We start from the raw sequence: 14,114 nt of genomic DNA, 5'->3' as shown, positions 1-14,114 counted from the left end.
TAATCTTTAGTTTCATACGGTTAAGAGAGGGATATAGAGTAAGAAATCACCATCTGCCGGGGAAAGTGAGGAGAATCAATGCAGAAGCTTAAATTACTAGTGATTTCATGCATCGTGTTTTTGACAGGGTGTAACTTGAGAGTATTAGATCCAAAAAGTGAGACGGCTAGAGATCAGTCTTTCTTAATCCAATTTAGTTTCGCTCTTATGATGATTGTATTTGCAATCGTTATCATTCTATTTATCTGGTTTATATCAAAGTATAAGCAAAATGAGCAAAATAAAGATTACATACCTCCAGACGATAAAGGGAGTCCGTGGCTTGAGATTACTTGGACGGTGCTTCCTTTTATATTATTAGCGATATTAGCTGTTCCGACGGTATCCATTACGTTCGAACAGTCCGCACAAATAGAAGCGACACCAACAGATGCCGTCCAAATTGAAGTGACCGGTCGTCAATTCAGTTGGACTTTTTCGTACGAGAATGGTGTTGAAGCTGTGAACGACCTGAGGTTACCGGTTGATCGTCCGGTTGAGTTCACGCTTCGTTCTGAAGATGTGATTCACTCTTTTTGGATCCCAAAGCTTGGGGGAAAGAAGGATCTTATTCCCGGGAAGACAAGGAGAATGATTGTGACTCCAGAGGAAACGGGAACCTATCAAGGGAAATGTGCGGAGTTTTGCGGGCGTGAACATGCGCAGATGAGGTTCACGACAACCGTTATGGAACAAGGCGAGTACCAACAGTGGTTAGAAGAAATGAAGGAGAAAATTGAGTAAAGGGTGGAGTAGATGACATTTGAGTTGTTTGATCGAACATTTTATATAGCATCTGACGTTTTACTGGCCTACGTAGCCCTGATAGGTACAGGCCTTGGGGTCGTATATTTGGTTCATCGGTCGAACAAATGGCCGGTTATAAAAGAGTACGTAACGACGACGCATCACCGAAAGATCGGTGTTCTTTATTTGCTCTCAGCGACTCTCTTCTTTCTACGAGCTGGCATTGAAGCACTTATTATCCGTGTGCAGCTTGCTGTCCCGGAGAATGACTTTTGGGTCTTTCAAGGTGATAAATTTAACGAAGCCTTTACGACCCATGGCACAATCATGATCTTTTTTGTAGCGATGCCTCTTTTGATTGGTCTAATGAACGTCGCAGTTCCTCTTCAAATTGGCGCCCAGGATATGGCCTTTCCATACCTGAACGCCATTAGTTTCTGGCTGTTTCTTGCCGGGGCCATTCTTGTGAACATGAGCTTCTTTATGACAGCCTCTCCGAACGCAGGTTGGACAGCTTATGCCCCTTTATCGACAGCTGAGTTTACACCGGAAGCAGGGAACGATTATTACATATTTGGATTACAAGTATCCGGGATGGGGACGATTTTAGCGGCCATTAATATGATTGTAACGATTGTTCGTCACCGTGCGCCCGGTATGAAGATGACGCGTATGCCACTATTCGCATGGTCGACCCTTATTACAGCGTTTCTGATTCTTATCGCCTTTCCTGTCCTTACAATTGCCCTTTATATTCTTATGTTTGATCGCTTATTTGGCACGTCATTCTTCTCAGGGGAAGCAGGGTCACCTATTTACTGGCAGCATTTGTTCTGGATATTCGGTCACCCAGAGGTGTATATCATCGTCATTCCAGCATTCGGTATTTTCTCAGATGTCATATCCACATTTTCAAGGAAACGGGTGTTTGGATATACATCGATGGTTGTAGCGATCGTCATTATAGGACTCCTCGGCTTCATGGTGTGGGTGCACCATATGTTTACCGTCGGCTTAGGTCCTGTCGTCAATACCGTATTTGCGATTACGACGATGCTTATTGCCGTTCCAACCGGGATCAAGATCTTTAACTGGTTGTTTACGATGAGAAAAGGGGTCATTCGTTTAGATACTCCTATGTTGTTCGCAGCTGGATTTATTCCTACCTTCGTAATCGGGGGAGTAACAGGGGTGATGCTTGCTGTGGCAGCGGCTGATTTTCAGTTCCATGATACGTACTTTGTAGTGGCCCACTTCCATTACACAATGGTCGGTGGAACCGTGCTAGGAGCTTTTGCTGGAATCTATTACTGGTTCCCGAAGATGTTTGGATTTAAGTTAAAGGAAAAGTGGGGGAGGGCTCACTTCTGGCTCTTCTTAATCGGCTTTCATATTACTTTCTTCCCGCAGCATTTTGCAGGATTGAACGGAATGCCTCGCAGGGTATATACCTATGCGGCTGAAGATAATGTATTTACCTTTAACTTTATCAGTACCATCGGGGCTTTTATGATGGGGATTGGAACCTTATTTTTCGTCTGGAATATTTATAGAAGCTTTAAGGATCCAGATAGGTGTGGGGACGATCCTTGGGATGGACGAACTCTTGAATGGAGTGTACCTTCTCCTTCGCCAGAACATCCTTTCGACCCGATGCCTCAGGTTACGACGATAGACCCTTTATGGGAAGCGAAACGAAATAGAGGAGGAAAGCTACCTATTGCTAAGACATCCAGATCAGCGCCGGTTGATGTAGAGTCGTGGCAACCTGTAAGCTTCTTCGGACTCATTCTGGCCCTTTCGCTCTCCTTTATTTATCACGTGACATGGCTGCAGATTCTCTTTGGCATACTGGTACTGGCTTTCTTCGCGCTACGTACGTTAACGGATGAACATACAAGAATGAAAAAGGAGGAGGAAGGACATGACCACACATAAAAGTGCGCTATTTGGCGATAAGCAGCTCGGGTTTGCTTTGTATTTAATAGGTGAACTCATTATGTTTGCTACGTTATTTGCGACGTACTTCCTTTTCACTCCTTCAGCTATTAATCCAACACCTAGTGAAACATTTGAATTGCGAACCGTCGTGATCACCTCGATTTGTTTGTTGAGTAGCAGTGCTACCATTCACTACGGTGAAAAGGCGTTTGAAAAAGGGAAGCAAAAAGGCGTTTGGGTTGGGCTAATCACAACAATCCTTCTAGCTACAGCTTTCATGGGGTTTGAAATTCACGAATTCTATATGTATGTGTCAGAAGGTTATACATTAACAGAAAACTTATTCTTGTCCTCTTTCTATATTCTTGTAGGTCTTCATGCCTCACACGTTTTATTCGGGATAGGGTGGATGCTCTTACTGTGCTACCACTACCCGCGTATCCCTGCAGCAGCCTACGGGGAAAAACAAAAGATTTTCAGCTACTATTGGCACTTCGTCGATATCATCTGGGTGTTTATTATTACGTTCGTTTATGGACCGTACTTGTTTTAGGAGGGAAAGAAAATGATCAATACCATTCTATTAAGCATATTAGTCGGCCTTGTTTTACTCATTATTCTCATACCACTGTTGCTGGTTTTCCGTGTCTATTTTCATGACGAACATCAGAAGGAGCATTCGATTTTAAGAAACTATCCTGTTCTCGGAAAGGCGCGCTACTTTATAGAGAAGATGGGACCAGAATTACGCCAGTATTTATTTAATGAAGACAATGAAGGGAAACCTTTCTCGAGAAAGGAATTCCAACAAGTGGTTGTGGCTGGTAAATACAACAGCCGGATGATTGGATTTGGATCGGAACGCCCCTTTCAGGAGGACGGCTTCTTCCTAGTGAATCACATGTTCCCGACTCTCGATGAAGAGATCCGTGTAGAGCAAGAGCCTAAAGTTCGGACGAAAACTTACCAGATTGATGATGAGAAACTGTTCTCTCGAAAAGAACACAGGGAAGACGATCAAATAAAGCCGTATTACCTTCAAGAGGACGATGCCATTGTACTTGGTAACAATCGAGCCAAGCACCCCTTTCACGTTAAAGGAGTAATTGGCCAATCCGCTATGAGTTATGGATCCTTAGGGGAGAAAGCCATTACGGCTCTCTCAGAAGGACTCGGGATGGCTGGTGGAACGTGGATGAATACGGGAGAAGGAGGTCTATCTCCCTATCATTTAAAAGGGAACGTTGATATCATCATGCAAATTGGTCCAGCCATGTTTGGTGTCCGAACAAAAGACGGCGATTTTTCATGGGAAGAGTTTAAAGATAAATGCAACACAGAACAAGTGAAGGCTTTTGAACTTAAATTAGCTCAAGGCGCAAAGACCCGTGGAGGTCACCTGGACGGAGAGAAAGTCTCCGAGGAAATTGCCCGCATTCGAATGGTAGAAGAGGGCCAATCAATCGACAGCCCGAATCGTTTTAAAGGAATCGATACCCCTCAACAATTGCTCTCCTTTCTACAAGAATTACGAGACGTAGGGGGCAAGCCTGTAGGAATGAAGATTGTAGCCGGAAGCCATGATGAGGTCGAAACACTTGTAAAAGCCATAAAAGATACAGGCATTATACCCGATTTTATTACGGTTGATGGAAGTGAAGGTGGAACAGGAGCGTCCTATTATGAATTGGCCGAAGGAGTTGGACTCCCGATCTTCTCAGGTCTCCCACTAGTCCATGGGCTCCTGAAGAAGTACGGCCTGCGAGACGAAACCTACATCATTGCCTCTGGTAAACTGCTAACCCCAGAGAAAGCAGCCACCGCACTCGCTCTTGGAGCCGATATGATTAATATCGCAAGAGGATTCATGCTAAGCGTTGGATGCATTATGGCCCAGGTCTGTCACACCAACAACTGCCCTGTAGGAGTAGCCACTACAGACCCGGACCTACAAAAAGCCTTAAGCATCGAAGAAAAGAAATACAGAGTCTGCAACTACCTCGTCTCCATGCGAGAAGGACTCTATTACATCGCCGAAGCCGTAGGCGCCCAATCACCAAGAGGCCTAAACCAATCCCACCTTGTCTATAAAACTAAAGAAAGCCAAACCTACACAATGGACGAATGGTTACACAAGGTATAATTTGGTGCCAAACCATAAAAATACCGTCGACAAACCTTGATATAACAAGGAATTTGTCGAAAAGTTACACGTGAAACAATAGTTAGAATTTTAACTATTCTCCACCAACGAAACCTTCAAGCATATGCTTGAAGGTTTTTTGTATGGAGGTACAAGTTAAAGGAGTCTTTACTTACCTATAAAAGTGCTAGGGCTTGCTCGGGGACTACTCGCTTTCTGTAGCTCGCAATGGGGTTTGTTTTTTCGTTTGCCTCCCCCTCTTCATTTTAGCTGTGGGGCCGTTTCTCCATTTTTGATAAGGGGTGACCGGGGAACGGGGAGACTCCTGCGGGAGAGAGAGCTAGATCGAGATCCCGCAGAGAGCGTTAGTGCACTGAACCCTTAAATTTGGACACATTCATCAAGCCGCAGCTTGGTGAAGTTCTCTATAAGCTACCGGACTTTTCCCGTTGAGCTTCATTTTGATTCGTTTATGGTTGAAGTAATGGATATACTGGTCCATTTTTTGTTTGAAATCCTCTAGGTTCTCAAATGTTTGATTATATAAAAACTCTGTCTTAAAAATACTAAAGAAATTTTCTATCACCGCATTGTCATGGCAGTTTCCTTTTCGTGACATACTTTGGACGATCCCCTTTTCCGCTAGGGTCTTACGGTATTGAGGCATTTGATAGTGGACACCTTGATCCGAATGCATTAGTAGTTCATCATCGTCAGTCAGACGATCAAAAGCGTCCTCTAACATGGTTTCAACTAGTTTATATGTTGGTCTGAAATCAAGGTTATACGCAATGATTTCACCATTAAATAAATCCTGTACAGGAGATAGATATAACTTTTTACCAAATAGCTTGAATTCCGTTATATCCGTTACCCATTTTTGGTTTGGCGCTTGAGCTGTGAAGTCTCGGTTAAGGGTGTTATCTGCGATTTTGCCAACTTGACCTTTGTACGACACATACTTCTGGCGTCGCACTCTGCTTTTTAAACCTAGTTCTTTCAAGATGCGGGCTACTTTTTTATGGTTGAGCTTGTAACCGCGATTTAAGAGCTCCATGTGAATACGGCGATAACCATAACGACCAGCGTGCTCATGGTAGATAGAAGAGATGGACTCTTTAAGATCGCCGTCTGGGTCCTGTTGATTCATTTTTAGGGCTTGATAATAATAAGTATTGCGCTTTAGTCCGGCAACTTGAACGAGAAGTTTCACCGAGAAATCGTTCCTTAGTTCATACACTACTTGCGCTTTGATTTGGTTGTCTGTTGGTCTTTTTCTTGAACTAAGGCTCTCAACTTTTTTAGGTATGCATTTTCGGCACGAAGGTATTCTAGCTCTTCCTGCATCTTTTTCATATCGTTTTGAGAAGGCTGTTCCGATTGATTCTGGTTCTTACGATTACTCATTTCAGACCGTCCCTTTCCTGCCGATTCAAGGGCCTTAACGCCTCCTTCTTTCCACTTTTTCCTCCATCGTCTCACCATAGAGAAGTGAGGAACACGAAAGATGGCAGAGGCTTCTCGAATCGAGTAATTCTTATTTTCGATCAATTGAATTACCTTCATTTTAAATTCAGCAGGATAGTTTGTATAGGGTGGAATAAAAGCCTCATCACCGTGATATTGATAAAGTTTCACCCAGTAACGGATTACGGAGTCATCAACACCAATTTCATTAGATAAATATCGATAGCTTGTTGTTTCATTTAAGTATCGTTTAGCGATGTCATGTTTCATACCTGGTGTTACTTGGTTCATATCTGCACCTCCCATTTTGGATAGTGTCCAAAAATAGGGGTGCAGTTCATTAGCGAACGAGGAAGCTCGACAGCTCGCCCGCGGAAAGCGAGTCGTTCCCCGGTCACCCCCTAGCACTCTCAACCGTAACGGCCTCATTATTATAAAGCATAAAATGACAGCTTTCTCACATGCTAGGAAGAGCACGCCTAGAAATGAGGAGAAAAGTATGAACTGGTTTTCAATCATCCCCTTTATCGTCGTCGTCATCACCGCCATTGCCACCAAACAAGTCATCCCCAGCCTCTTCTTCGGAGTCGTCGTAGCAGGCTATCTCGTAACCCCAGACTGGCTGGGCGGAATGACGCAAGCACTCGAATTCGTCATTAAAGGATTGTCAGATCCTAATAATTTAAAAATCATTATTTTCCTATACGCTTTTTCAGGATTAATTGGATTAGTACGCATCTCGGGCGGGATTAAAGGATTCGTTCAAACGGCAACCGAAAAGATTTCTGGGCGAAAAGGGGCGTTTGCTCTGACATGGTTATCAGCCCTCGGTACGTTCAGCGCTCCTAGCTTTCGTATCGTAACAATTGCTCCTGTTATGAAAGCGATGGTAAAGAAGTTACCTATGACAAAGCAAGAGCTTGGGTTTGTGATTGAAACGACAGCATCCCCATTTGTTGTCCTTGTCCCTGTGGCCACTGCGTTTGTTGGATATATGTCTTCTGTTATTGGAATGGCGATGGATCAAAACGGGATTGAAGGGGACCCGTACATGTTCTTCCTACGAAGCATTCCGTTTAACTTCTTTGCGATCTCTATGATTCTTATTGGATTCTATCTTAGCTTCTTTCATAAGAGTAAGAAACAAGCTACCGATGCGGAAAACAGTAAGGCTGAAGAGGAAAAGGAAGGGGAGGATGATGACGATCAATGGGAAGACTGTCATCCTTCTGTTTCGAAAGACCTTCCTTCGAACTTTTGGCATCTCATCCTTCCGTTAGCTAGTGTTATTATCTTCACGTTTTTCTTTATGTATATGCTCGGCGTGAAAAAAGAAGGGGCCCAAGGATTCGAAGCCTTAATCAATGCGAATGTGTTAGATGCGATGGTCTTAGCCGTTGTCCTTTCGATTGCGTGGTTCATCATTTATTTAAAGATACGTTCTTATCCACTTCGTAAACAAATGAATGAACTGATTGAAGGTGGCAACGAAATGATGAGCGTCATCCTTTTGTTAGCTATGGTCTGGGGTTTGAGCAAAGGATCTGAAGCCCTGAATTTCGCTCAAACCATATCAGAATCCCTTCAATGGATCCCCGCGTCGTTTGTCGCGGTCCTTGTCTTCTTAATTGGATGTGCCCTGTCGTATTTTATCGGATCATCATGGGGGACGTGGGGAATCTTGATGCCAGTAGGTGTATCCATTGCGGCAGTAAGCGGAAGTTCCTTGCCAATTGTAATAGGAGCTGTGTTTGCCAGTGGAACATTCGGGGCATTCTCTTCTCCGCTTAGTGATAATACCAATACAACAGCAGGGATTTTAAACTTAAATGCTGTGCGTTACGCCAAATTTAAGTTTAAGCCCGCAGCGATTGCTGCGGGCGTAGCATCCGTTTTGTATTTGGCCTTGCCCTTCTTTTTGTAAAAATAGCTAGGAGGTATGGGTATGGATTTAAAGTCTGGATCTTTATTGTGGGTGGAAACATTCAAAGGGGGAAAGAGGTATTCTCGGGTCACTGCTAACCTAACTTGTGATGTGGTGGTGGTCGGAGGAGGGATTTCTGGTGCGATTATCTCAAGAGAACTAGTGGAAGCAGGTTTAGATACCATCCTCGTTGATAAACGGGAGATTGGTCAAGGATCCACTTCTGCTAATACTGGATTACTGCAATTTTCGAATGATAAGTCGCTTACTTCTTGCATGGCAACTTACGGAGAGCAAGAAGGCCTTCGTTATTATCAGATGTGTTTGGAAGGCATTAATAAAGTTCAAGCTTTAGCAGAAGAATGTACGGTAGACCCTGACTTTATAAAGCGTGACAGCCTGTGCTTTGCATCATCTGTTCAGGACCTTCCTTTTTTGCAAGCAGAGTATAAAACGCTAAAGAAGTATGGATTCCGAGTAGATTATTTAGAGCAGCAGGACATAGAGCGCTCCTTCTCATTTTCAAAACCTGGTGCGATCTATGCGAAAGGGGATGCCGAGATCAATCCGTTTACCTTTACGATTGGCCTCATAGATGCCAATGAGAAGAAAGGTCTTCGAGTGTTTGAGAACACAGAAGTCGTGGATCATCATGAGGATGAAGGGGAAGTGACACTCCTTGTAAAAGGGGATTTCACCATTCGTTCTAAGTTCGTGGTGTATGCCACAGGATACGAAGCGCAGCAGATGAAGCGGAACAAAAATGCGGTATTAGAAACGTCTTTTGCGATTGCAACAGAGCCCGTTTCTCACTTCCCGGGTTGGAAGGATCGATGCTTAATTTGGGAGACGGCGAGGCCCTATTTGTACGCACGCACGACAGCAGATAACCGTATTGTAATAGGCGGATTGGATGAAACGTTTATAGGAAAAGGTCAAAGAGAACGATCTTTACAATCCAAAAGGGATCAACTTCTTGACTCGTTAAGGGCTCTGTTTCCAGGTTTAGAAGGTATTCGAGCGGATTATTACTGGGGGGCTGTATTTGGAAGTACGCATGATGGGTTTCCGATTATTGGCCCTCAACCAGAATTTCCTCGGAGTTTCTTCGCGCTAAACTACGGAGGCAATGGAACGATGTATTGTACCATTGCAGCTGAGTTAATTCGAGACTTTATTGTAAAAGGGAGTCATCCAGACGCGCCTATTTTTTCATTTTTTCGCTCACCTAAAAAATCCAATAAAACCAAAGATGAAAACGCTTAATCTAAGCCTGGCAGATTAAGCGTTTTTTAAATTTGTGTTTAAATTGTTGACAATTATCAGAAAACTTGTAATATAATATACACATCTCATGTTAGAAAACCTAACATAAAACGTTAAGGAGGAGTTACAGTGAGTGAAATAGGTATGATGAACAGTTTGTGGACGATGGTATCTGCTATTTTGGTTATTTTAATGATAGGTGGGTTTATCCTTTTAGAAGCGGGATCCACACGCATGAAGAATGCGGGTCATATTGCTGGGAAAACGATATTCACATTTGGGATTTCATCTTTAGTCTTTTGGGCAGTTGGATATGGATTGATTTTTGGTGAAGGGAATGCATTCGTTGGGTTGTCGAACTTCTTCTACGGCGGAACGATCGATGCTGGAGGAGATTTAGCTGAAACGGTATTCTTTGTATTCCAACTCGCTTTCGCAGGGATTGCTCTAACGATTGCGTTTGGAGGGTTTGCTGAACGCGCGAAGCTTTCATCTTATATCTGGTTTGCGGTATTATTCTCTGTCTTTATCTATCCTGTTGTCGCTCATTGGATTTGGGGTGGGGGCTGGTTATCAGAACATGGGAAGCAAGACTTCGCTGGTTCTACAGTCGTTCACTTAACGGGAGCTATGGCAGCACTTGCGGCTACAATGATCTTGAAGCCGCGGATTGGCAAATACAATAAAGACGGAAGTGTAAATGAAATCGAAGGTCACAACCAAGTCTATACATCACTCGCTGTCCTCCTTTTATGGGTAGGTTGGTTCGGTTTCAACGCAGGCAGTACGGTTTCTGTCGACGGTGCATTCTTTGGTTACGTTGCTTTAAATACACAATTGGCTGCAGCGGCTGGGGCGGTTGCTGCGATGTTCATTACGATGATTCTTACGAAGAAATGTCAGATTACAACGATGCTAAACGGTGCTCTGGCAGGTCTCGTTGCCATCACAGCGTCTTGTGCGTTCGTAGCTCCTTGGGCAGCGGTTGTCATTGGACTGATTGCAGGTGTAATTGTTCATTACAGCATGTCCTTCTTCGAGAAACGACAAATTGATGATCCAATCTTTGCTCTATCGGTTCACGGTGTTGCGGGAGTTTGGGGCACCCTATCAACTGGTTTCTTCGCTACTCCAGAACTTGCAGCAGCAAACGGTGGTCGCGCTGGTCTTCTATACGGCGGAGGATTTGAACAACTAGGCGTTCAGGCTCTTGGCGTTGGAGCTAGCGGTCTGTATGCATTTGTTGTATCATTCGTTTTCCTTAAAATCATCCAAAAAGCAATGGGCGGTATGCGCGTATCGAAAGAAGAAGAGCTTCTTGGGCTTGATATGAGTGAGCACGGAAGCTATGGCTATCCAGAAGTCTTCTCTAGAACGCCGCACAAACAGCAGCAAACAAGCTAATTCAAGAAACTCGGAACGCCTGGGGTCCTCCTCCTGGGCGTTTTTTTGTCAAAATTGATATCATCTCATAAAAAATCCCTCTATAAAGAAGCAGCCTACCCATGCGGGAGGCTGCTTTCTTACGCTGGCGTATCTTTGAAAGGGTTCTTTGGAGATTGTGATAACCGGTATCCCCCGTATAATAGAAGGAAAATGGAAAAGGCAAGCAGTTCTAGATTAATATAATACCAGATCCCTGACCCTAATAAATCAAGAGGTGTGTCTGCGGTTGGAGCTCTTGATAGAAATAAATAATTCGATCCGATCTCTCGGTTAATAAAGAAAACAAACACCGCATACAAGTTCAAGATTCCAAATGTACCAAGCAGGGAACGAAACGTAATGGTGACAGGAGATGTTAGAATTAAGAATAAACTCGCCCAAGAGATGGCCATGTGGTGAGAGAAAAACTTCAAAAATCGATAATGTGGAAAGGCGTTAGGTAATTCTGGTGTTAGTAAAGCCAGGAACGCTGGAATAATTCCGATAAAGAAATTAAACTGAATGAGTGCTTTGTTCTGTGTAACAAGGGCAATCATGGCTAGAATAGAGGCAACACCACATAAATGAAGGGGAACAAACTCTCTCGTGCTCCATATATCATTCGTAATAGCGAAAAGCTGATAGGTCGCTTCTGAGATTAGCAATATAGAAAACAACGTCCACCTAATCCAATTTCTATACAGCGAGGAACGTTTGAGGGTTCGGTAACTGAATAAGAGAATGAGAATCCCTGCCGCGAACAAGGTTAAAATGACGATGTGACCTGTCATTAACGGTTGAAATGGTTGGTGCACGTCGTTGCCAAACCATCGTTCCATAAACATACTCCTTTTTGATTGTTTTTTCCATCTTATCACAAGGAGTGGTGGGAGAGCAGTATAACGATAGGGAGAAAGGGGAAGCTACATGGGGAATAAAGCGAATTGCTTTCAATGTAAGTATTTCTATACAACATGGAATCCTGCTTTTCCTCGAGGATGTAAAGCGTACGGCTTTAAAACGAAAGAAATTCCTTCTGTACTCGTGGAGAAGACAACAGGCTCACCATGTGAAGCTTTTCAAAAGAAAGCATCACAACCTGCGTCACGAAAGAAATCAAGTTCACGTTTTGATATTCGTCTGTGATATGTAAATGATTTGAAATGTCTGAAACTATATCGCGAATCGTTCGGATTTGTGGTATAGTTTTTCATATTTCAGAAAAAAAGAGAGAAAAATGAGTGAAGGGAGTTCTGTGTTTATGGCAAGAGAGAAATGGCAGTCCAAACTCGGATTTATGCTTGCTGCCATGGGATCAGCCGTTGGACTGGGTAACATTTGGCGCTTTTCCTATGTGGCAGGAGAAAATGGAGGAGGAGCCTTTCTTCTATTATATTTAGCATTTGTCCTTCTGATTGGGATACCAGTTCTATTATCTGAGTTTAGTATAGGCAGAGAGGCTCAAAGTGACGTAGTCGGATCTTATCAAAAGTTAGCCCCTAAGAAGCCGTGGTTTATTCAAGGGTATATGGGCTTGATTTGCTCCTTTCTGATACTAGGTTTTTATAGCGTAGTAGCAGGTTGGTCTTTGTATTATTTTTGGAATTATCTTAATACTTCATTTTTTACAATGCCTGATGGCGGTTATGAAGCAGTCTTTGGGACATTTATAACAAACCCTGTATCTCCGTTGTTCTGGCATGGTTTATTTATGGTGATAACAATCCTTGTTGTATTAACAGGAGTGAAAGATGGAATTGAACGAGCGAGTAAAATCTTCATGCCGACATTAGCGGTGTTATTGATCTTGCTGGCCGTTTATAGTCTCACGCTAGAGGGTGCAAGTGAAGGATTAACGTTCTTGTTCCAGCCAGACTGGTCGATTCTTGAAGACCCATCTGTTTACTTGGCCGCATTAGGACAAGCGTTCTTCTCCTTAAGTCTCGGTATGGGAGGAATGCTGACATATGGAAGTTATTTATCCAAAGATGAATCCCTGCCATCTGCGACAGTGGGGATCGGGCTGATGGATACTTTCTTTGCGGTTATTGCGGGAGTGGTGATCTTCCCTGCCGTATTTGCTTTTAACATCTCGCCAGAATCAGGCCCGAACCTGGTTTTCATTACGCTTCCTGGAGTGTTTGAACAAATGCCGTTTGGTGGGGTTGTCGGACTCGTGTTCTTCTTCCTGCTTTGTTTAGCTGCGCTGTCTTCATCCATTTCTATATTAGAAGTTCCAGTTGCTTATTTTATGCGTAGGTTCGGATGGGGGCGTACATTATCGAGTGCCGTCCTCGGATTGTTTATGTATCTCCTTGGCGTTGCTGCATCCCTTGGTATGGGCCGGTGGTCAGATGTAACGATTATCGGGGATCGTGATATTATGGGCTCAATGGAGTTCGTTGCTTCCGATGTGTTCCTACCTCTTGGCGGTCTGGTTATCGCCTTGTTCGTTGGTTGGCACTGGTCTAAAGAGGAGGCTTTTGAGGCCACTGATATGGGATCATTAGGGCCTATTCGACACATTTGGCGTTTTCTAGTAAAATTTGTAGCGCCGGTTTGTATTGCGATTATCTTCTTATCGTCAGTCGGGATCCTGTAATGAGGTGATGAAGTGATCGAACGTTTGCAGAATCAACTCCCGAATGTAGCAAGTGAAATAATTGAGCTGCAGAAAAGGAGTTACCCCATTGAAGCTAGACTTCTTGGGGTGAAGAAGCTGCCTCCGATGGCAGACACAGCCGAACAAATCGAGAATACAAAGGAAATGTTCTTTGGTTTTCGTGAAGGAGATAGACTCTTAGGAGTGATTGGCTGTGAAGAATTACAAGAAGTGAATGTGTTGGCGAGGCTAGCTGTTGATCCAGATTATTTACAGCAAGGAATCGCTTCCCAACTGCTTGAACATTTGCTGCAAGAAGTTTCACCCCCTTTAGAAGTCATGACCGGGAAAAGGAACACTCCTGCCATTGAATTATATACGAAATATGGTTTTAGTTATGAAGGCGATTCCGTGATGACGGACGAAGGTATTGAGTTAGTAAGGTTAATGAAAACGTAAGGCAATGGGGACCGTTCGAAAAAATCCGAGCGGTTTCTTTTTTTATGGAGACCGGCTTAGCTGTTGGAGATTTTGTGACAGGTGGCGAGAATCCAAGCAAT

Annotated in this window: 12 protein-coding genes; 10 read left to right on the top strand and 2 right to left on the bottom strand. The window is 43.6% G+C overall.

Going from position 1 to position 14,114, the window contains the following annotated elements; translation table 11 throughout:
* The first annotated feature begins 78 nt into the window (after positions 1 to 78).
* Genes coxB through QNI29_RS19785 form a run of 4 tightly spaced genes read left to right on the top strand, consistent with a single transcriptional unit; the run spans position 79 to position 4,870 of the window.
* Positions 79 to 783 carry a cytochrome c oxidase subunit II gene (coxB, locus tag QNI29_RS19800; protein WP_231417676.1) on the top strand — a complete coding sequence of 235 codons (705 nt, stop codon included), beginning with the start codon at positions 79 to 81 and terminating at the stop codon, positions 781 to 783.
* A gap of 12 nt (positions 784 to 795) precedes the next feature.
* On the top strand, positions 796 to 2,724 hold the full coding sequence (gene ctaD, locus QNI29_RS19795) for a cytochrome c oxidase subunit I (protein WP_231417677.1): 1,929 nt from the start codon (positions 796 to 798) through the stop codon (positions 2,722 to 2,724).
* Complete coding sequence (locus QNI29_RS19790) at positions 2,711 to 3,280, top strand: cytochrome c oxidase subunit 3 (protein WP_231417678.1); 570 nt, start codon at positions 2,711 to 2,713, stop codon at positions 3,278 to 3,280. Before ctaD ends, QNI29_RS19790 begins: the two co-directional genes overlap by 14 nt.
* A 12-nt stretch (positions 3,281 to 3,292) precedes the next feature.
* Entirely contained in the window at positions 3,293 to 4,870 is a 1,578-nt protein-coding gene (locus QNI29_RS19785; protein ID WP_231417679.1) for an FMN-binding glutamate synthase family protein, read from the top strand.
* A gap of 400 nt (positions 4,871 to 5,270) precedes the next feature.
* Here the strand turns inward: QNI29_RS19785 and QNI29_RS19780 are convergent.
* Positions 5,271 to 6,628 (bottom strand): IS3 family transposase gene (locus QNI29_RS19780; RefSeq protein WP_231417680.1). Its coding sequence is split into 2 segments (ribosomal slippage): positions 5,271 to 6,160 and positions 6,160 to 6,628, totalling 1,359 coding nucleotides; the frame shifts between segments, so codons are not numbered across the junction.
* Between the two features lie 208 nt (positions 6,629 to 6,836).
* Between QNI29_RS19780 and QNI29_RS19775 the strand changes: the two genes are divergently transcribed.
* The 3 genes from QNI29_RS19775 (at position 6,837) to QNI29_RS19765 (ending at position 10,931) form a co-directional block, all read left to right on the top strand.
* Positions 6,837 to 8,261: a Na+/H+ antiporter NhaC family protein gene (locus QNI29_RS19775; RefSeq protein WP_231417681.1), complete on the top strand. Its 1,425-nt coding sequence runs from the start codon at positions 6,837 to 6,839 to the stop codon at positions 8,259 to 8,261.
* A 21-nt stretch (positions 8,262 to 8,282) separates the two neighbouring features.
* Positions 8,283 to 9,527, top strand: coding sequence for an NAD(P)/FAD-dependent oxidoreductase (locus tag QNI29_RS19770; RefSeq protein ID WP_231417682.1), 1,245 nt, complete (start codon positions 8,283 to 8,285; stop codon positions 9,525 to 9,527).
* 144 nt (positions 9,528 to 9,671) lie between these two features.
* On the top strand, positions 9,672 to 10,931 hold the full coding sequence (locus tag QNI29_RS19765) for an ammonium transporter (RefSeq protein ID WP_255688513.1): 1,260 nt from the start codon (positions 9,672 to 9,674) through the stop codon (positions 10,929 to 10,931).
* Positions 10,932 to 11,050: 119 nt separating this feature from the next.
* Here QNI29_RS19765 and QNI29_RS19760 read toward each other — a convergent pair whose 3' ends face one another.
* Positions 11,051 to 11,791: a YwaF family protein gene (locus tag QNI29_RS19760; protein WP_231417684.1), complete on the bottom strand. Its 741-nt coding sequence runs from the start codon at positions 11,789 to 11,791 to the stop codon at positions 11,051 to 11,053.
* Between the two features lie 88 nt (positions 11,792 to 11,879).
* Here QNI29_RS19760 and QNI29_RS19755 point away from each other — a divergent pair, with 88 nt between their 5' ends.
* The 3 genes from QNI29_RS19755 to QNI29_RS19745 all read left to right on the top strand — a co-directional run bounded on the left by QNI29_RS19755 (position 11,880) and on the right by QNI29_RS19745 (position 14,013).
* Entirely contained in the window at positions 11,880 to 12,098 is a 219-nt protein-coding gene (locus tag QNI29_RS19755) for a uracil-DNA glycosylase (protein WP_231417685.1), read from the top strand.
* A 115-nt stretch (positions 12,099 to 12,213) separates the two neighbouring features.
* Positions 12,214 to 13,554, top strand: a complete 1,341-nt coding sequence (locus QNI29_RS19750; RefSeq protein ID WP_231417973.1) for a sodium-dependent transporter — start codon at positions 12,214 to 12,216, stop codon at positions 13,552 to 13,554.
* Between the two features lie 12 nt (positions 13,555 to 13,566).
* The gene (locus QNI29_RS19745; protein WP_231417686.1) at positions 13,567 to 14,013 is read left to right on the top strand and encodes a GNAT family N-acetyltransferase; all 447 of its coding nucleotides are present in this window, start codon (positions 13,567 to 13,569) and stop codon (positions 14,011 to 14,013) included.
* The last annotated feature ends 101 nt before the right edge of the window (positions 14,014 to 14,114 follow it).

The organism is Pontibacillus chungwhensis, from assembly GCF_030166655.1.
Lineage (GTDB): Bacteria > Bacillota > Bacilli > Bacillales > BH030062 > Pontibacillus.
Note: the sequence above shows the minus strand (reverse complement) of the source record. Positions and strands in the feature narration are given on the sequence as shown.